The sequence below is a fragment of the Paraburkholderia sp. BL27I4N3 genome (assembly GCF_003386115.1).
Classification (GTDB): domain Bacteria; phylum Pseudomonadota; class Gammaproteobacteria; order Burkholderiales; family Burkholderiaceae; genus Paraburkholderia.
Genome location: NZ_QREJ01000001.1, coordinates 6,256,498 through 6,278,698, shown reverse-complemented (window position 1 = coordinate 6,278,698; position 22,201 = coordinate 6,256,498). Strand labels below are relative to the sequence as shown.

The window sequence follows — 22,201 nt, the reverse complement described above, 5'->3', positions numbered from 1 at the left end:
CAAAGGACCGCGCATGCGTGCCATCATCCTCGCTGCGGGCCTCGGCCTGCGTCTCCAGCAACCGCCGGAAGCTCAGTTCCCGAAGTGTCTGTTGCAATTCGACGGCATGAGCCTGCTCGAACGGCATCTGCAAATGCTCGAAACCGCCGGCGTGACTGAAGTCGTGCTGGCGCTCGGCTTTCAGCCGGAATCGGTGCAGGCGGAACTGGAGCGCATCAACTGGCCGCACAAGGTGGAAACCGTGCTGAACACGCGTTACGACCTGGGCAGCGTGCTGACGGTGCACACGGTGGCCGAGGCGTTGACGCGCGGCGGCGACGTGCTGTTGATGGACGCCGACGTGCTTTACGACGAGCGCATTCTGGCTGCTCTGGTGGCGGGCGAGACGGTCAACCGCCTGTTGATCGATCGTGATTTCGAAGCCGGCGACGAACCCGTCAAGCTGTGCCTGAAAGACGGCGTGCCGGTCGAGTTGCGCAAGCAGCTCGCGGTCAATCTCGAGTACGACACGATCGGCGAATCGGTCGGGTTCTTCCGCTTCCGGCAGGAAACCGCGCAACGCTTCGCGCAGATCGTGGCCGGTTATGTGGACAGCGGGCGGGCCAATCTGCCGCACGAAGAAGCGGTGCGCGATCTGCTGCTGGAGCGCAGCCAGGTGTTCGATACCGCGGACGTGACCGGCGCGCCCTGGATCGAAATCGACTTCCCGAACGACGTGGCTCGCGCAAGCGCCGAGATCCTGCCGCAATTGCAGCCGTTGGTCAGCGCATCGCGTTAAGTCATCCGTCTGCCGGTTCGCTGTCGTATCGGAAGTTGAGCCGGCTGAATGCCGGCTCAACTTTTTGCGTTTGCTTTTGCGTTTACGTAAGTTGACGGATCGCGCACTCACGCGTTGCGACGCTGCGTGGTTGCGCGTTCAACCATGCGTGTCTATCCGAATGAAAAGACCTCGCGCAACAACATCTGTTGCCGATGCGATGCCATAATCGACGCTTTACACAGGCGGCCTTGCAACCCGTCGCCATGCCAATGCCTCTCGCTTTAGGCACTTTCATTGTTCCGCTGATCGTCGCGTGTGCGATGTTCATGGAAAACGTGGACGGCACGGTCATCGTGACGTCGCTGCCGGTTCTGGCGCGCGATCTCGGCCAGGATCCCATCACCCTCAAGCTTGCCGTGACGGCTTATGTCATCGGCCTCGGCGTCTTCATTCCAATCTGCGGCTGGGTCGCTGACCGCTTCGGTTCGCGCACGGTGTTTCGCGCGGCGATCGGCGTGTTCATGGCCGGCTCGCTGATGTGCGCGGCTTCCACATCGCTCGGCACGTTTGTGGTTGCGCGATTCGTGCAAGGCCTCGGCGGCGCGATGATGGTGCCGGTGGGCCGCATCATCATTTTCCGTTCTGTGCCGAAGTCCGACTTCATCCGTGCAGTCAACTATCTGACGGTGCCGGCTTTGCTCGGACCGGTGGTCGGGCCGCCGCTGGGTGGTTTCATCACCACCTATCTGCACTGGCGTCTGATCTTTTTCATCAACATTCCAATCGGCCTGCTGGGCATCTGGCTCGCGAATAAACACATCGCCAACGTGCGCGAAGCGCATCCGGGCCGGCTCGACTGGACCGGTTTCTTTTTGTCCGCGAGCGGGGCGTCGCTGTTCATGCTGGGGCTCTCGCTAGTGGGCGGCGAGTTGGTGTCGAACCCGGTGTCGGTGGGCATGTGCGTGATCGGCGTGGTGTTGCTGACGCTGTATGTGCTGTACGCGAGCCGCGTCGAATTGCCCGTGCTCGATCTTCGGCTGCTGCGCATTCCGAGTTTTCACGCGAGCGTGGTGGGTGGCTCGCTGTTTCGCATCGGCCTCGGCGCGGTGCCGTTTCTGTTGCCACTTGCATTACAGGAAGGCCTCGGCATGACGGCGTTCAAGTCGGGGTCGATTACCTGCGCGTCCGCATTCGGCTCGATCTTCATGAAGGCGGCCGCGTCGCGCATTCTCGAGCGTTTCGGTTTCCGCACGGTGCTGATGTTCAACGCGTGCTGCGCGGGCCTCGCCATCGCGGTCTACGGTCTGTTTTTTCCTGGCACGCCGCATTGGTTGATCTGGTGCGTCGTGCTGTTCGGCGGTTTCTTTCCGTCACTGCAGTTCACGTCGTTGAACACTTTGGCATACGCGGATATTCCGAGCCGCGACGTGGGTCGCGCGACGAGTGTCGCAAGCGTGATCCAGCAAATTTCGCTGGGCCTCGGCGTGACGATCGCAGGTATCGTGCTGCAGATTTCGCATAACGTGCAGGGTCATTCGACCATTGTTTTCTCTGATTTCTGGCCGGCTTTTCTGGTGGTCGGGCTGTTCTCGTTCATGTCGATTCCGATTACCGCTCGACTGCCACACAACGCCGGCGATGAGATTGCGCGCGGCAGTCGCGGACGCGCATAAAGCGCCGTACCGCGCGGCATGCCGCATGTTGAAGAAGCCTGTCCCGGCTGTTTTGACGCGCGCTTCCCGGCGCGGTCCAACCGGTTTTTTTGTGTGCCGCAGCATGAACCCTACGACATCTAGCGGCTTCGCAAGCGAGTAGTTCACATGTTATAAACCCTCGAGACACCTGTATTCATCGGATAAAAGTCGTCTTGGGGGATATGCAATGAAGTTGTTCCGCAACGTTAAATCGTCGGCCAGCGGATTCGCGCTGGTCGCACTCGTCTCAGTTTCCACCGGCTTTCTCGAAGCCACGCCGGCAATCGCCAAGCCGCCCGCGAAAGCCCAACCGGCTGTCCTCACTGCCTCCGCCATCGCGGTCGCGGACAAGTTCAGCGCCGACGCCGCCGAGCAGATCTTCAAGGAAGGCGGCAACGCCGTCGACGCAGCCGTAGCCATTGCCTTCACGCTTGCCGTGACGTATCCGGAAGCGGGCAACATCGGCGGCGGCGGTTTCATGACGCTCTATGTCGACGGCAAGCCCTACTTCCTCGACTATCGCGAGCGTGCGCCGCTGGCCGCTACCCGGAACATGTATCTCGACGACAAGGGCGAAGTCATCAAAGGCATGAGCCTGTACGGCTACCGCGCGGTCGGCGTGCCGGGCACCGTGGACGGCATGTGGCAGGCGCAGCGCCGCTTCGGCAAGCTCAAGTGGAAGCAGGTGCTCGCGCCGGCCATCCACTACGCGCGCGATGGTTTCGAGGTCAGCCAGCAATTGCAGGAACGCCGCGACGATGCCGCGAAAGAGTTCGCCGGCAAGACCAATTTCGATACCTACTTCGGCAATCTGAAGCAGGGCGTCAACTTCAAGCAGCCGGATCTGGCCGCTGTATTGCAGCGCATTTCAGATCAGGGCGCCAAAGACTTCTACCAGGGCAAGACGGCCGATCTGATCGCGGCGTCCATGCGCGGTCACGGTCTGATCACCAAGGCGGATCTGCAGCAATACAAAGCAGTGTGGCGCGAGCCGATCCAGGCCGACTGGAACGGCTATCGCGTCTACACGGCGCCGCCTCCGAGCTCGGGCGGTATCGGTCTCGTGCAGTTGCTGAAAATGAAGGCCGACCTTGCGCCCGACTTCAAGGACGTCACGCCCAATTCCGCTCAATACGTGCACCTGATCGCGGAAATCGAAAAGCGCGTGTTCGCCGACCGCGCGCAATACCTCGGCGATCCTGACTTCTACAAGGTGCCGGTCGCGCAATTGACCGACGACGCGTATATCGCCAGGCGCGCCGGCGAAGTGAATCCGAACGCGCCGTCGGACACGAAGAGCGTTCAGGCCGGCCTTGGCACGTCGATGCCGGAGAAAGCGGAAACCACGCACTTCTCGGTGATCGACAAATGGGGTAACGCCGTGTCGAATACGTACACCATCAACGGCTATTTCGGTTCGGGTGTGGTGGCGGACCGCACGGGCATCGTGCTGAACGACGAGATGGACGACTTCTCCGCGAAGCCGGGCGTCGCGAACATGTTCGGCGTGGTGGGCAGCGACGCGAACGCGATCGAACCGAAGAAGCGGCCGCTCTCCTCGATGAGCCCGACGATCCTCACGAAGGATGGCAAAGTATCGCTCGTGATCGGCACGCCGGGTGGCTCGCGCATCTTCACATCGATCTTCCAGGTGATCAATAACGTCTACGACTACAACATGCCGCTGCAGCAGGCCGTCGCCGCGATGCGTTTCCATCATCAGTTGTTGCCGCCGAACACGATCTTCTGGGAGCCGTATAAGCCGATCGACGGCGAACTCGCCAAACAGATCGAAGCCAAGGGCTACACGCTGAAGGGGCAGGATTTCAGCGGCGATATCCAGGCGATCAAGATCAATGGCGATACGCCGGAAGCCGCAGCCGATCCGCGCGGCCGGGGTGTGACGCGCGTGATCCAGTAAGCGTTTTATTGTGGGGCATCGGGCAGTGCATCTTGAGTTGAGATGCGCGGCTTTCTAGAAGAAAGAAAAAGCCTCGCGTTCGTTCGAATGCGAGGCTTTTTTGTGCTCCCGGAACATGCACGCCGCTTTTGCCTCAGCTAACCTGCTCGACCGGCGTCAACGTCAATTCGAGTCGCTGCGCGCCGCGCAATACCGTCACATTGACAGGTTTGTCAATGCGCGATGCGTCGAGCGTGCGCTGCAAACTGTCCACATCCTGCACGGCCTGCGTATCGATCGCGATGATCGTATCGTCGGTGCGCAGGCCGCCAAGCGCGGCTGGGCTGCCTTTGACGATCTCCATGACATGTACGCCGCTTTCCGAGCTCAAGCCGAAATAGCGCTGCACGCGGCGCGACAGCGGCCTGGTGGTGCCCGCCACGCCGATATAGGCGCGCCGCACGCGGCCATGCGCGAAAATCTGCATGATGACCCACTTGGCGGTGTCGATCGCGGTGGCAAAGCAGATGGCTTGCGCGCCGGGAATGATCGCGGTATTCACGCCGATCACCTGGCCCGCCGAATTGATCAGCGGACCGCCCGAATTGCCGGGATTGAGCGCGGCGTCGGTCTGGATCACGTCGTAGATCATGCGCCCCGAATTCGAACGTAGCGAGCGGCCGAGCGCCGACACGACACCGGTTGTGACCGTTTGCGCGAGGCCGAGCGGATTGCCGACCGCAATCGCAATCTGCCCGGCGCGCAGCTTCGACGACTCGCCGAGTTCGACATGCGGCAGCGGCTCGGGCGAGCCGATCCGCAAGACGGCCAGATCGCTGCCGGGGTCGTCGCCGACCAGATCGGCGTCGAATTTCGCGCCGTCGGCGAGCGTCACGGTGATGTGGGTGGCGCCGTGCACCACATGACTATTGGTGAGCAGGTAGCCGTCGGGCGTGAACAGAAAACCCGAGCCGGTGCCGCCGCGCGAACCGCGGCTGGACGGCTCGCCGGGCAGGCGCCGTTCGACGGCAATGAAGGCGACGGCTTGCTGGACGCGTTCCAGCGCGCCGATCACGGTGCGGGAATAGGCGTCGAGCAGGGCGTCGTCGGAAAAAGGATTGAGTGTCTCGGGCCCGGGGGCGTCGGATGCGGCGCGCGACAGGTCATCGACGAAGCGTGGGCGGCTTCCCATAGCGATGCTCCGGATAAACGGAATGGCAGATGCGGGGCGCCGCGAAGGTTTTCAAGTGGCCGCGAGGCGCGCCGCGGCGGCGCGCCCTGTGAGACACTTTGCGAAGCCAGTGAGCGCCACAGCCACAGCCACAGCCGCAGCCGCAGCCACAGCCACAGCCACAGCCACAGCCACAGCCACAGCCACAGCCACAGCCACAGCCACAGCCACAGCCACAGCCACAGCCACAGCCACAGCCACAGCCACAGCCACAGCCACAGCCACAGCATGCACCGTGCTGGGCAGGTGACACGTCTGGCATGCCAAGGAGAGAGCCGCCATGAACTCAGCCGCCACATCAGCCTCGTCGAGCCGGCCCACGGAACCGCAAATCGAATCGATCAGCGCCATCACGCTCGCCACCCGCGATATGCCGCGCGCCGTGCTGTTTTATGAAGCACTCGGGTTTCCGATGAAATTCGGTGGTCCGCAGGAGGCTTTTACATCGTTTGCGTTCGGCGGTTCGTATCTGAACCTGATCGTCGATACGCGCGCGCCGGTCGCCTGGTGGGGCCGCGTGATCATCTACGTCTCCGACGTCGACGCGCTCTATCGCAAAGCGCTGGCGGCCGGGCTGAAGCCGTCGCTCGAACCGTCCGACGCGCCGTGGGGCGAGCGCTATTTCCACATCACCGATCCGGACGGCCACGAACTCAGCTTCGCGAAACCGTTGCGCTAGCGCCGGGCGGCCGGGCGAAACTCGCTATCATGGGAGTTGACAAGGCACGCAGCCGCTGTGGTAACACGGTTGACACCTGACGCTTCGATAATCGAGCGCGTCCGCGTCGCGTTTGCCGCCGCGCGCCTAACCATTTCCGTTGCCAGGAGAGCCGCAATGAAAGAGCAGGATCCGAGACCTGAAGCCGAATTGATGGCCGAGCGGCAGCGCCGTTTCGAAGAAGACCTGATCGACGCCTACGACGAAGAACTCGAGATGGAGGTCGACGACCGCATCATCGACGGCGCGGAGGGCTTCACGGCCGAGCATCGCGAGGCGCGCAAGATGTACTTCCGCGAGCTGTTCCGCTTGCAGGGCGAACTCGTCAAGCTTCAGGACTGGATCGTGCAGACCGGCCACCGCCTCGTGGTGATTTTCGAGGGGCGCGATGCCGCCGGCAAGGGTGGTGCGATCAAACGCATCACGCAACGGCTCAATCCGCGGGTGTGCCGCGTGGCGGCGCTGCCGGCGCCGAATAACCGCGAACGCACGCAATGGTATTTCCAGCGCTACGTGTCGCATCTGCCGGCCGGCGGCGAAATGGTGCTGTTCGATCGCAGCTGGTACAACCGCGCGGGCGTCGAACGCGTAATGAATTTTTGCAGCGACGAAGAATACGAAGAGTTTTTCCGGTCGGTGCCGGAATTCGAAAAGATGCTGGCGCGCAGCGGCGTGCAGATTCTCAAGTACTGGTTTTCGATTACCGACGAAGAGCAGGAAATCCGCTTCCAGAACCGCATTCACGACCCGCTGAAGCAGTGGAAACTGAGTCCCATGGACCTCGAAAGCCGTCGCCGCTGGGAAGCCTATACGCAGGCCAAGGAAGTGATGCTGCAGCGTTCGCACATTCCCGAAGCGCCGTGGTGGGTCGTGCAGGCGGTCGACAAGAAGCGCGCGCGTCTGAACTGCATTAGTCACTTGCTGAGCCAGGTGCCGTATCACGAGATCGAGCATTCGCAGATCGAATTGCCCGCTCGCGTCTATCACGACGAGTACAGCCGTCAGCCGGTGCCGGCTTCGATGATTGTGCCCGAGGTGTACTGATCGGCGAGAAAGTACGGTGAGGTGAAATGAAAAAGCGCGGAACGAGCCGCGCTTTTTTATGCCTTTTTCAGAAGCGGCGGCCGGTTGAGGAACCGGCCGCCGCGTGAACTCAAAACACCGCCCGGAACACCCAGTACAAGCCGGCTGCCAGCGCGATCGAAACCGGCAACGTCAGCACCCAGGCAAGGACCAGGCTGCGCACCGTGCCCCATTGCAGGCCGGAACCATTGGCCGCCATCGTGCCCGCCACGCCCGAGGACAGCACGTGCGTCGTCGAGACCGGCAGGCCGTACATGTCGGCCGCGCCGATCGTGAGCATCGCCACCAGTTCAGCCGACGCACCCTGTCCATAGGTCAGATGCTGCTTGCCGATCTTTTCGCCAACCGTCACGACGATGCGCTTCCATCCCACCATCGTGCCGAGACCCAGCGCGATCGCCACCGCGACCTTCACCCACGTGGGAATGAATTTGGTGGCGTGGTCGGTTTGCGTCTTGAAGTTGCCGATCGTTTTGGCGTCCTCCGGCGAGAATGCCGGCTGCTTGTTTTTGGCCATCAGGCGAATCGCTTCAGAGGCCACGTACATGTTGTTGCGCACGTTATCGACGATGCCTTGCGGCACCGCCGCCATCGAGCCCGACTTGCTGACCTGGCCGGCAATGAGGTCGGTCAGCTGCTGCAAGGCCGGCAGGGTGGCGGGCGTCAACTGGTGCGTGCGCACGTACGCTTCGACATCGGCGCGCGGATTGGCCGAGGGCGTGGCGCCCTGGGTGTACTTGGCGAGCGTCGCCGAGGTTTCGTGCGCGACGGCGAGGAACGTCTGCGTTTCCGCGGGCGTCACCGCCTTGTTCAGCGCATAGGCCGTCGGCACCGTGCCGATCAGGATCAGCATGATGAGGCCCATGCCTTTCTGGCCGTCGTTCGAGCCGTGCGCGAACGATACGCCCGTGCAGGTCAGGATCAGCAGGCAGCGGATCCAGAACGGCGGCGGCTCCTTGCCCTTGGGTTCGGCATACAGCGCGGGAACGCGCACCACCGCTTTCAGGATCAGCAGCAACAAACCGGCTGCGAGAAAACCGACCAGTGGCGAGAGCAGCAACGATTTGCCGACGCCCAGTGCCTGATTCCAGTCCACGCCGCTCGTGCCGTCGGTGCCGTGCATCAACTGGTTCATCAGGCCGACGCCGATGATCGAGCCGATCAGCGTGTGCGAGCTCGACGACGGCAGTCCGAACCACCACGTGCCGAGATTCCAGATGATCGCGGCGATCAGCAAGGCGAACACCATCGCGAACCCGGCGCTGCTGCCGACCTGCAGGATCAGTTCGACGGGCAGCAGTTGCAGCACGCCGAAAGCCACCGCGCCGCTCGACGTCAACACGCCGAGAAAATTCCAGCTGCCGGACCACACCACGGCGAAGTTCGGCGCAAGCGAATGCGTGTAGATCACGGTCGCGACCGCGTTGGCCGTGTCGTGAAAGCCGTTGACGAACTCAAAACCCAGCGCGATCAACAGTGCAATGCCGAGTAGCAGATAAGGCAGAACCGAGCTTTCGCGAACGGGTTGCAGATCGTCCAGTAAGTGCACAGCGCAATACACCGCGCCCACCAGAATCACTGCGAGGAAAATGACGAGGCTGATGTTGCGCCCCTTTCCGGCAGCAGTGCCTGGCTGTGGATACGAAAGTTCCGGCATGACGTGAGCCCCAGGGAGTTTGTCGGGAGTTTCCGATCCTGCGGGGCGTGTGTGTCGTAATGATGACAGTGGCTTGACGCGGCAGTGCGCCGCCGTGGCGCGCGAGCAGGGGCGCGGCCACTGGCGGTGCGTCGCCTTCAGAGTACGGTTACAGGTTGTCGGATGCGGATGCTCAGATGTCCGAAAAGGCCTGGCCCGTACGACCCGTCATGAGGCGGAGATCACTTCGCCGCTCGCGCCGCCACCGAGGCTGCGTTTGTAGGCCTGCGCCACCAAGGCGACTGGCACACCTTGCGACGGATCGCGGCCCATCGACTCGAGTGTCTCGGCGACCCAACCCGGGCTGACCACGTTCACGCGGGCTTTGCCGCGCAGTTCGAGCGCCGCCGAACGTGCGAACGCTTCCACGCCGGCATTCACGACGCTGACGGCCGCGCTGCCTTCCATCGGCTGCTGCGCGAGCGTACCGCTCGTCAGCGTGAAGCACGCGCCTTGCGACACGTGTGCCGCGCCGCAGCGCACCAGATTGACCTGGCCCATCAACTTGTTGGCAAGACTGAACGAGAAATCTTCGTCGGAGAGCGAGGCGAGCGGGGCGAACTTCGCTGCGCCCGCCGTGCAGACAACCGCGTCGAGCTTGCCGGCTTGCTGGTACATCGATTCAATGCTGGCCTTGTTCGACAGGTCCACGTGAAGATCGGAACCCTTGCGGCTCGCGGTGACGATGTCGTGTTCGGCGGCGAGCAGCTTGACCACCTCGCCGCCGATCAGACCTGTTGCACCGACAACCAGTATTCGCATACCAACCTCCTGAAAGCTGTTCGTGTTTGCGCCGATCTGGATTGCGGCGCCAGTGCGCGGCCGAACGGCCTCGCGTCAGTTAAAGATACTCGCTCCGTGGTCGCGATGTCGCCGAACACAGAAAAAGACCATGCTCGCTGCGAGGCGAGCGAGGCTTGCGTTGGATCATGCGTGCGGCCCGTCGAAGCGCCACAATCGTGACGTCAATTTTAGTTGGGCGCTTTTTTTGCTACTGTGTTGATAGGGTGTTCTCAAAGGGGCTTTGATGAAGCGCGATAATCCGAAAGGCGAGAAGCAATCCGTCGACAGCGACCCCGCGATTAAAGCGCGCTCCGCTCAAGAGGCCTTCGCGTCGTATGCGGCGCCTCTCGTCGATCACGCGATTGAATACGCCAACGCGGTGCGCGAAGACCCGTCACCGGAAGCGCTGCACAAATTGCGTGTGTCGCTGCGGCGCTTGCGCTCTTTGTGGTGGGCCTTCGAGCCCTTGCTGGAGAAAGGCGAGAACACCCGGCAACGGGCGCTGTATAAGTACCTCGCCACGGCCGCCGGCAAAACGCGCGACTGGGACATTCTGATCGAATTGCTGACGCGCGACGATAACGGCGCACGCAGCGGCGCGAGCGAAATAGCGCCCAAACTCAAGGACGCTCGCGGTGCCGCGTTGACGACGAGCCGCGAGACGCTCTCGAACGCCGACGTCAAGCATCTGCTGCGCGAAGCCTTGTCCAGTGCGTCCAAAGAACTGAATACCGCACATGAACGTATGCCGCTGCAAAAATTCGCGGACCAACGCGTGGCCGCTTCAGAGCGCTCGTTGAAGAAGCGGTTAAAACGCGCGCGACGTGCGAAGCGCTCCAATTACATTGCCTTCCACAATGTGAGGAAGGCAGGCAAGAAACTGCGCTATCTGCTCGAGTTTTTCGAACCCGTCCTGAGTGGTGGCCGCAAACGCACCCTCAAACGTTTGAAGCAGATCCAGAAACGTTTCGGTACGCTGAACGATGTGGTCGCAAGTGAGATGTTGCTGCGCGACAATGCGACCTTGCTCGCCGGCGTCGGCGATCCTGAAGCGGCGCTTCACTGGCTCGGCAAGGAGCGCAAGCGCCGGATGCGTTCGGCGGCCGGACTGCTGCGCAAGTTGTAAAGCGGCGACGGCGGCGAGAAGGTCGCACGTGATCGTGCCGGCTCAGACGCCTTGCGTGCTGCGCGGCGCGAAACCGCGCAACGTGATCGCCCCGAGCGCTTCGCCGCGCGATGCCGGCGCGCGGCCGGTGGTGTCCGGCTCCTCGACTAAGGCAAGCGGTTCGACCGGAAAGCCGCGCCGCTGCCAGGCATCGAGGCCGCCCCGTAGCGCGCGAATCCGCGTGTAGCCGTTATCACGCATGCGTTGCGTGATTTCGAACGCCGTCGCGCTGTCCGGGCAAATGCAGTAGATCACCATGTCGTGCGCCCGCAGCGCCCCGTCGATCTGCTCCCGCGAATGCGGATCGAGCGCGAGTGCGCCGGGAATGCGGCAAGGCGCTTCGAGCGAGGGCGCCTGCGGACGGGCATCGAGCACCTTGGGCGGTGGCGCGAGCCGGCGCCAGCCGTCGGCGGCCGCTTGTGCCGCTGCGGCGTCCCTGAAGCGGCGGCGTTCGCGCCGTCGTTGCTGCAGACGGAAGACCAGATAGAGCAGTGCGGTGGCCAGCAAAATGTCGATGACTGTGCCGCCACGTGCTTTGACGAATTCGAGCAGCATATGCAGTTGCCGTTCCGCCGCGGCGCCGCCTAGCAGCCAGAAGGCTGCCCACGCGAGGGCGCCGGCGAAATCCCAGACCGCATAGATGCGGACGTCGACGGCGGTCGTACCCATCAGCGGCGGGGTGACGAGCGCGAGTCCGGGGACGAACTTCGAGATCGACACGAGCGGCACACCGAAGCGCTCGAACAGCGCGCGCGCCTTGTCCACTCTTGAATCGACGGCGGGCGAGAGCCGGCCTAGAGCCGCAATCAGCTTGCGGCCATACAGGCGGCCAGCCGTGAACCATGCGCCGTCGCCGATCAGCGCGCCGAGCACGGCGGCGCCGAGGACCGGCCAGAACGACAGCGTGCCGGCGGCAATCGCGGATCCCGCGAACAGCAGCATGGGCACCGCGGGGATCGGCACGCCGAGGCGCGTCAACAGAACGTTGAGGAACACGACCGCGCCGCCCCAGGTCGACACCGCCGAAGACGGAAATGCTACCAATTGAGGAGCTCCTGTTTTTTTGCGGTTGAGCCGGCGTGCTTCCGGGGTTTTCTTCAGGTGGTTGCAAAGCGTGTACCCGAGCGGCCTGCCGGCGGCTGCCACGTGAGCGGCGCTCCGTTCGCTCAGGATACTCGATGGATTTGCCGCCGGGCCAGCATTGACGGCGTCATCGTGAGCGGGTTGACCTGGTTCATTGACTCGCTTTTTGACTTGCCCTGTTTTGCAATTTCGTTCAAGACCGCCGCTTGTCGTGCCTTTACTCTGCGTGCTCGATCCAACCAACAGGACAGCACTATGAACTCGCGGTATGCCGGATATCTGTTTTGCGCGCTGGCGATGGTCGGCGTCGGCAGCACGGTGGTGGTCAGCAAATCCATCGCGGCCGGACTGCCGCCATTCAGCGCGACCGCGTTGCGCTTCGCGATTGCCTTTCCGCTGTTCGTGCTGGCGATGCGCTGGCGAGGCGTGCGCTGGCCGCGTCTGGACCGGCGCGATACGTTGCTCGTGATCGCCCAGGCGGGCGCGGGGAGCGTCGGCTATACGGTGTTGCTGATCAGCGGGATGAAACTCGCCTCGGCTGCCGATGCCGGCGTGATTGCCGGCACCTTGCCCGCCGTGTCGGCCGGCGTCGCCATGCTCGCGCTCGGCGAGCGCCCCGCGCCCGCGTTGATCGGCGCGATCCTGCTGGCAACTGCGGGCGTGCTCGGGTGCACCTTGCACACCGTGCATCCCGGCGAATTCACCGCGCCGCGTATGGCGAGTTCGCTGGCGGGCAACGCGCTGGTGTTTCTCGCGATCGTCTGCGAGGCGTTGTTCATTCTGCTCAATCGCAAGCTGCGCACGGTGGTGGCGCCGTTGCCGCTGTCGGCGCTGATGTGCGGCATCGGTTTCGCGGTGGCGATCGTGCCGGCCTGCTTCGAAAAGCCGTGGGCCTTGCCGGTCGATGCGAGCGCACTCGGCGGCGTGCTGTATTACGCGCTGGTGCCGACCGTGCTGGGCTTCGTGCTCTGGTATGCGGGCGCCGCCCGGTTGAGCGGCGCCGAAGCGGGCTTGATGACCGCGCTCGTGCCGGTGAGCGCGGTGGCGTTGGCTGCGATGGTGTTGGGCGAGTCCGTCAGTGCGGCGCAACTGGCCGGTGTCGCGTGCGTGCTGGGCGCGGTGTTGCTGGCCACTTTCGGCCAGCTGCGCGTGAGGCGGAGCGTGGCATGAGGCAGGCGTGCCCCGCTTGCGCGCAACCTGGGTCTAGGTATTGGCGACCGCCATCACGCCCGGATTGCCGACGATCGACAGAAACTCGCGACGTGTCGACGGATCCGTGCGGAACGTGCCGAGCATGCGTGAGGTGACCATTGTCACGCCGGCCTTATGCACGCCGCGCGTCGACATGCATTGATGTGCGGCTTCGAGAATCACGCCGACGCCTGCCGGCTGCAGCACTTCGTTCAAGGTGTCGGCGATCTGCACGGTCATCTTTTCCTGAATCTGCAAGCGTTTGGCGAACGCATCCACCAGCCGCGCCAGCTTGGAGATGCCGACCACGCGATGCCCCGGCAGATACGCCACGTGCGCGCGTCCGATGATCGGCACCATGTGATGTTCGCAGTAACTTTCGAAGCGGATGTCTTTCAGCACGATCATTTCGTCGTAGCCGTCCACTTCGGAGAAGGTGCGGGCGAGGATTTCGCGCGGGTCGACCTGATAGCCCGCGTAAAACTCCTCATAGGACCGCACCACGCGCGCCGGCGTGTCGATCAGGCCTTCACGCGCCGGGTCGTCGCCGGCCCAACGCAACAGCACGCGAACCGCTGCTTCAGCTTCCTCGCGGCTCGGGCGCTCGGTTGCGGTTATCGGTTTGGTTTTCTTCGCCTTGCTACTGGTCATCCGTCGCTCCTACGGGATCGCGCGTCGGCTCTGTACGGAGCGCGCGGGTTCAATGAGTGCGGTCATTGTTCCATGTTTTGCAACGTGTCGTGCCGATGTCCCTGTGTGCTGTCAGGGCGCCGCTCATTTGGGCCATTCGTCCAGCGCGTCGTTGAACAGTTCGGCCACCACGCTGCGCAGCCAGCTGCCACGCGGATCGTTATGAAACTTGCGATGCCAATGCTGGCGCAGATCGAAATGCGGCAGCGGCAACGGCGGCTCCACCAGCGTGATCGACGCATGCTCCGACACGTACGCGAAGCCGATCGCATGCGGCACGGTGGCGAGCAGATCGGTGCGCGCGAGGATGAACGGCAGGCTCATGAAGTGAGGCGTTTCGAGCACGGCGCGGCGCTTGATGCGCTTCTTCTCCAGATACTGCTCGAGCACTTCCTGGCTGCGTCCTTCCGCGCGCACCACCGCATGACCTGACGCCACGTACTGCGCCAGCGTGAGCGGCGCCTTCGCCAGTGGATGTTGCGCGCGCATCAGGCAGATGAAGCGATGGGTGAAAAGACGCTGCTGGAAGAAATTATTGCCTGCGAGGTCGGGGAAATAGCCGATCGCCAGATCGACGTCGCCCGATTCGAGCCCGCGTTCCACCTGCGACGGCGAGACCGTCACCGAGCGCAGGTTCGCAAACGGCGCGCGTTCAGCGAACAGTTGCAGCAGCCGCGGCAGAAACACGATCTCGCCGACGTCGGAGAGCGCGATGGAGAACGTATGGGTGCTGGTGGCCGGGTCGAATTCCTGCACGTCGAGCATGCCTTTCTCGATGCGCGAAAGCGCGTCGCGCGCGGCGGGCAGGATGGCGAGCGCGCGCGGCGTCGGCTCCATGCCTTTGGACGTGCGCACGAACAGCGGATCGTCGAAGTACTCCCGCAACTTGCCAAGCGCGGTGCTCACGCGTGGCTGGCTGACGCCGAGCTGCTCGGCCGCGCGGCTGACATTGCGCGTGTCTTCCATCGCGACGAGGTAGGGGATCAGGTTCAGATCCAGGTTTGTTTCAGACATGCTCGACGACCTGCAGCGCGGAAAGCGTATTTGATAAGTGGATAGAGGTTAGCTCAATAATCTCGTGCTTGGATAGTGCGACTCTTCGCCCCGACCGGCCGACGCCAACAACAAACCGCCATGTCACGCAGCGAGAACCTATGATTAAGGGGAATTCCCTGCCTTGACAACCTGCACGATGGACTACCATAATCGCCTCAGCGTTCGCTAAACGAATCCATGTTCATACAACGAACAAATTTGAAGCGAGCAAACCAACGGCGCCAGCTTCGCATCGCACTTGGCGAGCCGCCGCCAGCATTGGCCGGAGACCGTCCCGCTCACGCCCTGCCCGCATGGCAGCAAGTCTGACGGCACGCAGCGCCTTCAAAGGAAATTCGACATGATCAACAAGATTTTCGAGTCACTTCAGTCGGCGGTCGCCGATGTCAACGACGGCGCAACCGTCATGATCGGCGGCTTCGGCACGGCCGGCATGCCGTCGGAGCTGATCGACGCGCTGATCGAACAGGGCGCGCGCGAACTCACCATCGTCAACAACAATGCCGGTAACGGCGATATCGGCCTCGCCGCGCTGCTCAAAGCCAAACGCGTGCGCAAGATCATCTGCTCGTTCCCGCGCCAAAGCGATTCGTATGTGTTCGACGCGTTGTATCGCGCCGGCGAACTCGAACTCGAACTGGTGCCGCAGGGCAATCTGGCGGAGCGCATTCGTGCGGCGGGTGCGGGCATTGGCGGCTTTTTCACGCCGACCGGCTATGGCACCAAGCTCGCCGAAGGCAAGGAAACCCGTCTGATCGACGGCCGGCATTACGTGCTGGAGGCGCCGCTGCATGCGGACTTCGCGCTGATCAAGGCGTACAAGGCCGATCGCTGGGGCAATCTCACGTATCGAAAGACGGCTCGGAACTTTGGACCGATCATGGTCAGTGCGGCGAAAACCGCGATCGTGCAGGTGTCGCAAGTCGTGCCGCTCGGCGATCTCGATCCGGAAAACATCGTGACGCCAGGCATTTTCGTGCAGCGCGTGATCGAAGTGCCGCAAGCGGCCCACGCCCCGATGCCCAATCCTCACGACGCTGCCGCCTGATTCGGAGACCGACATGAAAAAACTGACCCGCGATGAAATGGCCAAGCGCGTTGCGCTGGATATCCCCGAAGGCGCCTACGTGAACCTCGGCATCGGCGTGCCGACGCTGGTGGCCAACCACCTCGCCGCCGACAAGGAAATCTTCCTGCACAGCGAAAACGGCCTGCTCGGCATGGGCCCGGCGCCCGCCAAAGGCGAGGAAGACGACGAACTGATCAACGCCGGGAAGCAGCACGTCACGCTGCTCAAGGGCGGCGCATACTTCCACCACGCGGATTCGTTCGCGATGATGCGCGGCGGCCATCTGGATTTCTGCGTGCTCGGCGCCTTCCAGGTGTCGGCCAAGGGCGATCTGGCAAACTGGCACACTGGCGCGCCCGATGCGATTCCGGCAGTCGGCGGCGCGATGGATCTGGCGATCGGCGCAAAGCAGGTGTATGTGATGATGGAGCACCTGACCAAGCAGGGCGAGAGCAAGATCGCCGCTGAATGCTCATACCCGGTGACGGGCGTGGGTTGCGTCAACCGTATCTATACGGATCTGGCGATGATCGATGTGACCGACAAGGGCCTCGTGGTGCGCGAGATTTTCTCGGACATCGATTTCGACGCATTGCACAAGCTGACCGGTGTGCCGCTGATCGACGGCACGCAAGCGGCTTAACGGGCCCGCAACGCGCCGCGCGACGCTGGCCCAGAAGCCGACATCGCCGCGGCGCGAACTTCACTTCCGACACCCTCGATCATCGACGTCATCATGCTCGACTCCAGCGCCCGTCTCACCGGACTTCTTTGCGGCACGCAGCCGATGGACGACATCTGGGCGCCGCGCGCCACGCTGCAACGGATGCTCGACGTGGAAGCGGCGCTCGCGCGCGCTTCGGCCGCGCACCAAGTGATTCCGCAAACGGCGGTAGCCGCGATCGAAGCCGCGTGCCAGGCCGACCAACTCGACGCCGACGCACTCGCACGCGACGCCGCGCTCGGTGGCAATCTCGCGATTCCGCTCGTCAAGCAACTCACCGCGTGCGTCAAGGCCGCCGACGCCGAAGCATCGAAATACGTGCATTGGGGCGCCACGAGCCAGGACATCATCGACACGGCGACGGTGCTGCAACTGCGCGACACCTTCGATCTGCTCGACAACAGTTTGCAAGCCACTTGCGACGCTATGGCGAAACTCGCGGCCACGCATCGCGCCACGCCGATGATCGGCCGCACCTGGTTGCAGCAGGCGCTGCCCATCACGCTCGGCCTGAAATTCGCGCAATGGCTCGACGCGCTGCTGCGTCATCGTGAGCGGCTGGATGCGTTGCGCGGCCGCGTGCTGGTGCTGCAATTCGGCGGCGCGGCGGGCACGCTGGCGAGCCTGCGCGATGCGGCGCCGCAAGTCACGCACTCGCTCGCTGAAGAACTCGGCCTTGCCGTGCCGACGCTGCCGTGGCATACGCAACGCGATCGGATTGCCGAAACGGCGTCAATGTTCGGCATGCTGATCGGCACACTCGGCAAGATCGCGCGCGACATCTCGCTGCAGATGCAAACCGAAATCGACGAACTCGCCGAACCGGCCGCGGCCGGCAAGGGCGGTTCGTCGACCATGCCGCACAAGCGCAATCCGGTCGGTTGCGCCGCCGTGCTGACGGCCGCCACGCGAGCGCCGGGGCTCGTCGCCACGGTATTCGCCGGTATGGTGCAGGAGCACGAACGCGCGCTCGGCGGCTGGCAAGCCGAGTGGGACGCGCTGCCGGATCTCGCGCGTCTCGCGGGCGGCGCGCTCGCCAACATCGAGCAGATCGCGGCGGGGTTGAACGTCAACGTGCCGCGCCTTGCCGCCAATCTCGACGTCACGCATGGCCTGATTCTCGGCGAAGCGGTGATGCTCGCGCTCGGCGACAGCATCGGCCGGCTCGACGCGCATCATCTGGTGGAGCGCGCGTCGAAAGCGGCGATCCGCGACGGCCAGACGCTGTTCGACGTGCTCGCCGCGGACCCGGCCGTCACCACGCATCTCCCGCTCGAGCGCCTGAAGCAACTGCTCGATCCGGCTCAATACGTCGGCCAGGCGCACGCTTATGTGGACGCCGCGCTGGCACTTCACACCACGCGCTCGCAGCGCGACCATTCCAGGGAGTAACCGGCATGCCTTACGCCGCAGTCAATGGCACCGAGCTTCACTATCGAATCGACGGCGACCGTCACGGCAACGCGCCGTGGATCGTGTTGTCGAATTCGCTCGGCACGGATCTGTCCATGTGGGCGCCGCAAGTCGCGGCGCTGTCGAAACATTTTCGCGTGCTGCGTTACGACACGCGCGGTCATGGCCATTCGGAAGCGCCGAAGGGCCCGTACACGATCGAACAACTGACCGGCGACGTGCTCGGCCTGATGGATACGCTGAAGATCGCCCGGGCGCATTTCTGCGGAATTTCGATGGGCGGCCTGACCGGCGTTGCGTTGGCGGCGCGTCACGGCAACCGGCTCGAACGCGTCGTGCTGTGCAATACGGCGGCGCGCATCGGTTCACCTGAGGTGTGGATCCCGCGCGCCGCGAGAGCGCGCACCGAAGGCATGCGCGCGCTCGCCGATGCCGTGTTGCCGCGCTGGTTCACGGCTGACTACGTGGAACGCGAGCCGGTGGTGCTCGCCCTGATTCGCGACGTGTTCGTGCATACCGACAAGGAAGGCTACGCGTCGAATTGCGACGCCATCGACGCAGCCGACCTGCGCCCTGAAGCGCCGGGCATCAAGGTGCCGGCGCTGGTGATCAGCGGCACGCACGATCTGGCCGCGACGCCGGCGCAAGGGCGCGAACTGGCGCAGTCGATTTCCGGCGCGCGCTACGTGGAGCTGGACGCCTCGCACATTTCCAACATCGAGAAAGCCGACGCTTTCACGAAGACTGTGATCGACTTCCTGACGGAGCAGAAATGAACGACGAAGATCGCTATGAAGCCGGACTCGGTGTGCGCCGCGCGGTGCTGGGCAGTGCGCACGTCGATCGGTCGCTTGCGAACCGCAATGAGTTGACGGAAGAGTTTCAGAATTTCATCACGCGTTACGCGTGGGGCGAAATCTGGACCCGTGACGGCTTGCCGCGCCACACGCGCAGCCTGCTGACCATCGCGATGATGGTCGCGCTCAATCGCAGCGAGGAACTCGCGCTGCATCTGCGCGCCGCGAAGAACAACGGCGTGACGCGCGAGCAGATCAAGGAAGTGCTAATGCAAACCGCGATCTATTGCGGCGTGCCGGCGGCGAATTCGGCGTTTCACCTGGCCGACAAATTGTTCCGCGAAGACGACGCAGCGGCAGCTCAGCCGTAAGCATGTAATCGCGATGGCGCGTCAAACAGCGTGCGGAATGCACGCTGCTTCTAACATCGACGATGTCTGATTTCATCTAGCCTGCAATGGGCTGTGATACGGATACCTGATATCCGGCGGCGTTCGACCTGGACGCCGCGCACTGCGGGAATCGGTCACATTCCCCGTCTCTCGGTTTTTGCAGAAAATTCGACAGGGAAGTTGGATTTTCCTGCAAACATTTCTGACGTTTCTTGTTTGCGCGCTGTCATTTTCTAAAATCTTAGCCGACCCAATTCGTTGAGAATACGAATGGTGGTGGTGCTTTGGGTTATTAGTCTTTTGCACATTTCAGATGTGAATTTGACGCCTTCAAGATAGCGACACTCGTTCGAGCGAGTTTGGCTGGTCCGTAGGATTCTCCAGGAGCAGTGGAGCGGGTTCCGACCGGCGCGATCCCGGCAGGTTCATTGACGCCGCATGGTTTGCCTCTTCGTTCACCGTTAAACCAGCCGGCGCTGTTCAAGGCGATCTGCCCATATGAGCTTTACCTATAAACACGACGGTCGCGAGGAATCTCATCCCCGCGCTCATTTTCGTGATCTCTTTTTACTTCCGTGGCAGCAACGTCAGCTTATCGTCGCGCTAACCAGGCGGGATATTTTGAGCCGATATCGCGGGTCGGTAATGGGACTGGCCTGGTCCATCGTTCAGCCGTTGATCATGCTCGCCATGTACACGGTTGTTTTCGGCACGCTGTTGAGATCGCGCTGGCCAGGAACCGACAATAGCTTTCAGTTCGCGGTGATCCTGTTCGTGGGCCTGATTCTTTTCAATTTCTTCGCCGAGTGCCTGAATAGAGCGCCGACCATCATCACGACCAACGCGAACTACGTGACGAAGGTCGTCTTCCCCCTCGAAATCCTGCCGTGGATAACAGTCGCCTCGGCGGCCTTTCACTTCCTGACCAGCTTTGCTGTCTGGGTTGTCTTCGCGCTGTGCGTGTACGGGAAGCTTCAATGGACGATCGTCTTTTTGCCGGCGCTTTTCATGCCGCTCGCTTTTGTCGGCGTGGGTGTGGGTTGGCTGTTCGCCGCCACTGGCGTCTACGTGCGTGACCTGACGTATGTCACCACGCTGCTTTCATCCCTGTTGATGTTCCTCTCGCCGGTTTTCTACGCGCTCGATACTTTGACGCCCGCTTTCAGGGCACTCATTCTGCTCAACCCGCTGACTTTCATCATCGAGCAGGCGCGAGCGGTCATGATCGCCGGCGCGTTGCCTGATTTCGGGGGGATAGCGATCTATCTGTCATGCAGCATCGGATTCGCGTGGATCTGTCTGGCCTGGTTTCAGAAGACCCGCGAAGGTTTCGCGGACGTCGTGTAAAGGCCGATGCTCATGGAAATGAATCTAGTCGGCAAGCCTGAAACCACGATTCAGGTGACAAACGCCTCGAAGCGCTTTGACATCTACGAAAAGCCGTTCGATCGTCTCAAGCATATCGTGTTTCCAAAACGCACCGGCTATTCACGCGAATTCTGGGCGCTTCGGAACGTGTCGCTCTCGGTCAACCGTGGCGAAACGGTCGGTATCATCGGGCGCAATGGCTCCGGCAAGTCCACGCTTTTGCAGATAATTTGCGGAACGCTGCGCCCCACCCACGGCGATATCGCGATCAACGGCCGCGTGGCGGCACTGCTCGAATTGGGAGCGGGTTTCAATCTGGAGTTTTCCGGTCGGGAAAACGTCTACCTGAACGCGGCCATGCTGGGAATGACGGCTGACCAGATTGAACGGAAATTCGCCAGCATCGAGCAGTTCGCGGAAATTGGCGACTTCATCGATCAGCCGGTCAAAACTTATTCGAGCGGCATGTACGTTCGGCTCGCGTTTGCCGTGGCCATTCACGTCGAGCCTGCGGTCCTGATCATCGACGAAGCGCTTGCCGTGGGCGACGCGCGCTTCCAGGCCAAATGCTTCAACAAGATCAAGGAACTCAAGGAATCCGGCGTCACGATTCTTTTCGTGTCGCATGACGTCGGCTCCGTGCGAACCTTGTGTGAGCGCGCCGTCTGGCTCGATGGCGGACGGGTTCGGCTGGAAGGCAACGCGTTCGCCGTTACCGCGCAATACACGCAGTTCATGTCCGAGGGACTCGGCGAAAGCGAAGCGATCGGGGCGTCCAGTCAATCGGTAGAGAGCGTGGCCGGTCTCGATGAAGAAGCGAAGCAGAACAATCAGACTGCGGAAAGCGCGATGCCGGCCGTCTCGACTGCTCGTGACGAACCGATCAACCATTGGGGCACGCATATCGGATCGATCGTGTCGGCCCGGGTTCTGGACTCGGCCGGCCGGCGCCAGAGCGTGTTCACGGCATTCGAGCCGATGATCGTCCGTTTGGCGATCCGGATTCCTGAAGGCATCGATCGCCGCGCGGTGAGCGTGGCTTTCTCCATCAAGGATACGAAAGGCACCGATCTGATCGTCCGAACGACCCACGACGAGAAAAGCATCGACTTCGATTTCGACTGTAGCGAGGTCGAAATCGAGTTTCGCCTGAGAAACCAGCTCAACACGGGCCGGTATCTGCTCGTCGCGGCCCTCGAAGACCGGTCTACGGCAGTGCCGCAGTACTACGAATACATTGAGGGCGCCTGCTATTTCTCTTCCTATGTTGAAAGCGATAGATACGGGCTCTTCCTGCCCGACATCACAGAACACATACGCGTGGAAGAAACGCCAGTAGACGCGCGCTGACGGCATCAGAAAGGGCAATCGGAATAACGGCGACTCAA

Annotated in this window: 21 protein-coding genes; 14 read left to right on the top strand and 7 right to left on the bottom strand. The window is 62.5% G+C overall.

The features are described 5' to 3' along the window. Positions 1-13: 13 nt before the first annotated feature. The 3 genes from B0G71_RS28520 (at position 14) to ggt (ending at position 4,375) form a co-directional block, all read left to right on the top strand. The gene (locus tag B0G71_RS28520; RefSeq protein WP_106276841.1) at positions 14-778 is read left to right on the top strand and encodes an NTP transferase domain-containing protein; all 765 of its coding nucleotides are present in this window, start codon (positions 14-16) and stop codon (positions 776-778) included. Positions 779-1,029: 251 nt separating this feature from the next. After that, entirely contained in the window at positions 1,030-2,433 is a 1,404-nt protein-coding gene (locus tag B0G71_RS28515) for an MFS transporter (protein WP_106276843.1), read from the top strand. 208 nt (positions 2,434-2,641) lie between these two features. Then, positions 2,642-4,375 carry a gamma-glutamyltransferase gene (gene ggt / locus B0G71_RS28510; protein WP_116145974.1) on the top strand — a complete coding sequence of 578 codons (1,734 nt, stop codon included), beginning with the start codon at positions 2,642-2,644 and terminating at the stop codon, positions 4,373-4,375. 133 nt (positions 4,376-4,508) lie between these two features. Here ggt and B0G71_RS28505 read toward each other — a convergent pair whose 3' ends face one another. Next, positions 4,509-5,546, bottom strand: a complete 1,038-nt coding sequence (locus tag B0G71_RS28505) for a S1C family serine protease (protein ID WP_116145972.1) — start codon at positions 5,544-5,546, stop codon at positions 4,509-4,511. A gap of 51 nt (positions 5,547-5,597) precedes the next feature. After that, positions 5,598-5,867, bottom strand: a complete 270-nt coding sequence (locus B0G71_RS28500) for a hypothetical protein (RefSeq protein WP_147308715.1) — start codon at positions 5,865-5,867, stop codon at positions 5,598-5,600. On the opposite strand from B0G71_RS28500, the gene B0G71_RS28495 reads away from it, so the two are divergent. Next, complete coding sequence (locus B0G71_RS28495) at positions 5,866-6,264, top strand: VOC family protein (protein ID WP_106276851.1); 399 nt, start codon at positions 5,866-5,868, stop codon at positions 6,262-6,264. The two genes, B0G71_RS28500 and B0G71_RS28495, sit on opposite strands and share 2 nt — an antisense overlap. 156 nt (positions 6,265-6,420) lie before the next feature. Continuing rightward, entirely contained in the window at positions 6,421-7,347 is a 927-nt protein-coding gene (ppk2, locus tag B0G71_RS28490; protein WP_116145969.1) for a polyphosphate kinase 2, read from the top strand. A 109-nt stretch (positions 7,348-7,456) separates the two neighbouring features. Here ppk2 and B0G71_RS28485 read toward each other — a convergent pair whose 3' ends face one another. Both B0G71_RS28485 and B0G71_RS28480 read right to left on the bottom strand, forming a co-directional pair. Then, a complete protein-coding gene (locus B0G71_RS28485; RefSeq protein ID WP_116145967.1) occupies positions 7,457-9,043 on the bottom strand; it encodes an inorganic phosphate transporter in 1,587 nt (528 codons plus the stop codon). A gap of 207 nt (positions 9,044-9,250) precedes the next feature. Further along, positions 9,251-9,880, bottom strand: a complete 630-nt coding sequence (locus tag B0G71_RS28480) for a short chain dehydrogenase (protein WP_258875785.1) — start codon at positions 9,878-9,880, stop codon at positions 9,251-9,253. A 229-nt stretch (positions 9,881-10,109) separates the two neighbouring features. Here B0G71_RS28480 and B0G71_RS28475 point away from each other — a divergent pair, with 229 nt between their 5' ends. Further along, positions 10,110-10,991, top strand: a complete 882-nt coding sequence (locus B0G71_RS28475) for a CHAD domain-containing protein (protein WP_116145964.1) — start codon at positions 10,110-10,112, stop codon at positions 10,989-10,991. 42 nt (positions 10,992-11,033) lie between these two features. On the opposite strand, the gene B0G71_RS28470 is transcribed toward B0G71_RS28475, so the two are convergent. Continuing rightward, the gene (locus B0G71_RS28470; protein WP_116145962.1) at positions 11,034-12,074 is read right to left on the bottom strand and encodes a VTT domain-containing protein; all 1,041 of its coding nucleotides are present in this window, start codon (positions 12,072-12,074) and stop codon (positions 11,034-11,036) included. 294 nt (positions 12,075-12,368) lie between these two features. On the opposite strand from B0G71_RS28470, the gene B0G71_RS28465 reads away from it, so the two are divergent. Beyond that, complete coding sequence (locus B0G71_RS28465; protein ID WP_116145961.1) at positions 12,369-13,283, top strand: DMT family transporter; 915 nt, start codon at positions 12,369-12,371, stop codon at positions 13,281-13,283. A 33-nt stretch (positions 13,284-13,316) separates the two neighbouring features. Here B0G71_RS28465 and folE read toward each other — a convergent pair whose 3' ends face one another. Then, the gene (folE, locus tag B0G71_RS28460; protein WP_116123172.1) at positions 13,317-13,955 is read right to left on the bottom strand and encodes a GTP cyclohydrolase I FolE; all 639 of its coding nucleotides are present in this window, start codon (positions 13,953-13,955) and stop codon (positions 13,317-13,319) included. 123 nt (positions 13,956-14,078) lie between these two features. Further along, positions 14,079-15,008: a LysR family transcriptional regulator gene (locus B0G71_RS28455; RefSeq protein WP_106276866.1), complete on the bottom strand. Its 930-nt coding sequence runs from the start codon at positions 15,006-15,008 to the stop codon at positions 14,079-14,081. A 382-nt stretch (positions 15,009-15,390) separates the two neighbouring features. Here B0G71_RS28455 and B0G71_RS28450 point away from each other — a divergent pair, with 382 nt between their 5' ends. The 7 genes from B0G71_RS28450 to B0G71_RS28420 all read left to right on the top strand — a co-directional run bounded on the left by B0G71_RS28450 (position 15,391) and on the right by B0G71_RS28420 (position 22,163). Beyond that, the gene (locus tag B0G71_RS28450) at positions 15,391-16,098 is read left to right on the top strand and encodes a 3-oxoacid CoA-transferase subunit A (protein ID WP_116145959.1); all 708 of its coding nucleotides are present in this window, start codon (positions 15,391-15,393) and stop codon (positions 16,096-16,098) included. Between the two features lie 13 nt (positions 16,099-16,111). Continuing rightward, positions 16,112-16,762: a 3-oxoacid CoA-transferase subunit B gene (locus B0G71_RS28445; RefSeq protein WP_116145957.1), complete on the top strand. Its 651-nt coding sequence runs from the start codon at positions 16,112-16,114 to the stop codon at positions 16,760-16,762. 93 nt (positions 16,763-16,855) lie between these two features. Next, entirely contained in the window at positions 16,856-18,235 is a 1,380-nt protein-coding gene (locus B0G71_RS28440; RefSeq protein WP_116145955.1) for a 3-carboxy-cis,cis-muconate cycloisomerase, read from the top strand. A 5-nt stretch (positions 18,236-18,240) separates the two neighbouring features. Then, complete coding sequence (pcaD, locus tag B0G71_RS28435; RefSeq protein WP_116123174.1) at positions 18,241-19,032, top strand: 3-oxoadipate enol-lactonase; 792 nt, start codon at positions 18,241-18,243, stop codon at positions 19,030-19,032. Further along, entirely contained in the window at positions 19,029-19,424 is a 396-nt protein-coding gene (pcaC, locus tag B0G71_RS28430) for a 4-carboxymuconolactone decarboxylase (protein WP_116145954.1), read from the top strand. Before pcaD ends, pcaC begins: the two co-directional genes overlap by 4 nt. 519 nt (positions 19,425-19,943) lie before the next feature. After that, positions 19,944-20,792, top strand: coding sequence for an ABC transporter permease (locus B0G71_RS28425; RefSeq protein WP_116145952.1), 849 nt, complete (start codon positions 19,944-19,946; stop codon positions 20,790-20,792). Positions 20,793-20,804: 12 nt separating this feature from the next. After that, positions 20,805-22,163, top strand: a complete 1,359-nt coding sequence (locus B0G71_RS28420) for an ABC transporter ATP-binding protein (RefSeq protein WP_258875676.1) — start codon at positions 20,805-20,807, stop codon at positions 22,161-22,163. Positions 22,164-22,201: the final 38 nt, after the last annotated feature.

What these genes read in the sequence shown, in the direction of transcription:
- pcaD (WP_116123174.1), top strand. Translation starts at nt 18,241, where the DNA reads ATGCCTTACGCCGCAGTCAATGGCACCGAGCTTCACTATCGAATCGAC.
- ppk2 (WP_116145969.1), top strand. Translation starts at nt 6,421, where the DNA reads ATGAAAGAGCAGGATCCGAGACCTGAAGCCGAATTGATGGCCGAGCGG.
- B0G71_RS28520 (WP_106276841.1), top strand. Translation starts at nt 14, where the DNA reads ATGCGTGCCATCATCCTCGCTGCGGGCCTCGGCCTGCGTCTCCAGCAA.
- B0G71_RS28485 (WP_116145967.1), bottom strand. Translation starts at nt 9,043, where the DNA reads ATGCCGGAACTTTCGTATCCACAGCCAGGCACTGCTGCCGGAAAGGGG.
- B0G71_RS28475 (WP_116145964.1), top strand. Translation starts at nt 10,110, where the DNA reads ATGAAGCGCGATAATCCGAAAGGCGAGAAGCAATCCGTCGACAGCGAC.
- ggt (WP_116145974.1), top strand. Translation starts at nt 2,642, where the DNA reads ATGAAGTTGTTCCGCAACGTTAAATCGTCGGCCAGCGGATTCGCGCTG.
- B0G71_RS28515 (WP_106276843.1), top strand. Translation starts at nt 1,030, where the DNA reads ATGCCTCTCGCTTTAGGCACTTTCATTGTTCCGCTGATCGTCGCGTGT.
- B0G71_RS28455 (WP_106276866.1), bottom strand. Translation starts at nt 15,008, where the DNA reads ATGTCTGAAACAAACCTGGATCTGAACCTGATCCCCTACCTCGTCGCG.
- B0G71_RS28465 (WP_116145961.1), top strand. Translation starts at nt 12,369, where the DNA reads ATGAACTCGCGGTATGCCGGATATCTGTTTTGCGCGCTGGCGATGGTC.
- B0G71_RS28425 (WP_116145952.1), top strand. Translation starts at nt 19,944, where the DNA reads ATGAGCTTTACCTATAAACACGACGGTCGCGAGGAATCTCATCCCCGC.
- B0G71_RS28495 (WP_106276851.1), top strand. Translation starts at nt 5,866, where the DNA reads ATGAACTCAGCCGCCACATCAGCCTCGTCGAGCCGGCCCACGGAACCG.
- B0G71_RS28500 (WP_147308715.1), bottom strand. Translation starts at nt 5,867, where the DNA reads ATGGCGGCTCTCTCCTTGGCATGCCAGACGTGTCACCTGCCCAGCACG.
- B0G71_RS28420 (WP_258875676.1), top strand. Translation starts at nt 20,805, where the DNA reads ATGGAAATGAATCTAGTCGGCAAGCCTGAAACCACGATTCAGGTGACA.
- B0G71_RS28440 (WP_116145955.1), top strand. Translation starts at nt 16,856, where the DNA reads ATGCTCGACTCCAGCGCCCGTCTCACCGGACTTCTTTGCGGCACGCAG.
- folE (WP_116123172.1), bottom strand. Translation starts at nt 13,955, where the DNA reads ATGACCAGTAGCAAGGCGAAGAAAACCAAACCGATAACCGCAACCGAG.
- B0G71_RS28505 (WP_116145972.1), bottom strand. Translation starts at nt 5,546, where the DNA reads ATGGGAAGCCGCCCACGCTTCGTCGATGACCTGTCGCGCGCCGCATCC.
- B0G71_RS28450 (WP_116145959.1), top strand. Translation starts at nt 15,391, where the DNA reads ATGATCAACAAGATTTTCGAGTCACTTCAGTCGGCGGTCGCCGATGTC.
- B0G71_RS28445 (WP_116145957.1), top strand. Translation starts at nt 16,112, where the DNA reads ATGAAAAAACTGACCCGCGATGAAATGGCCAAGCGCGTTGCGCTGGAT.
- pcaC (WP_116145954.1), top strand. Translation starts at nt 19,029, where the DNA reads ATGAACGACGAAGATCGCTATGAAGCCGGACTCGGTGTGCGCCGCGCG.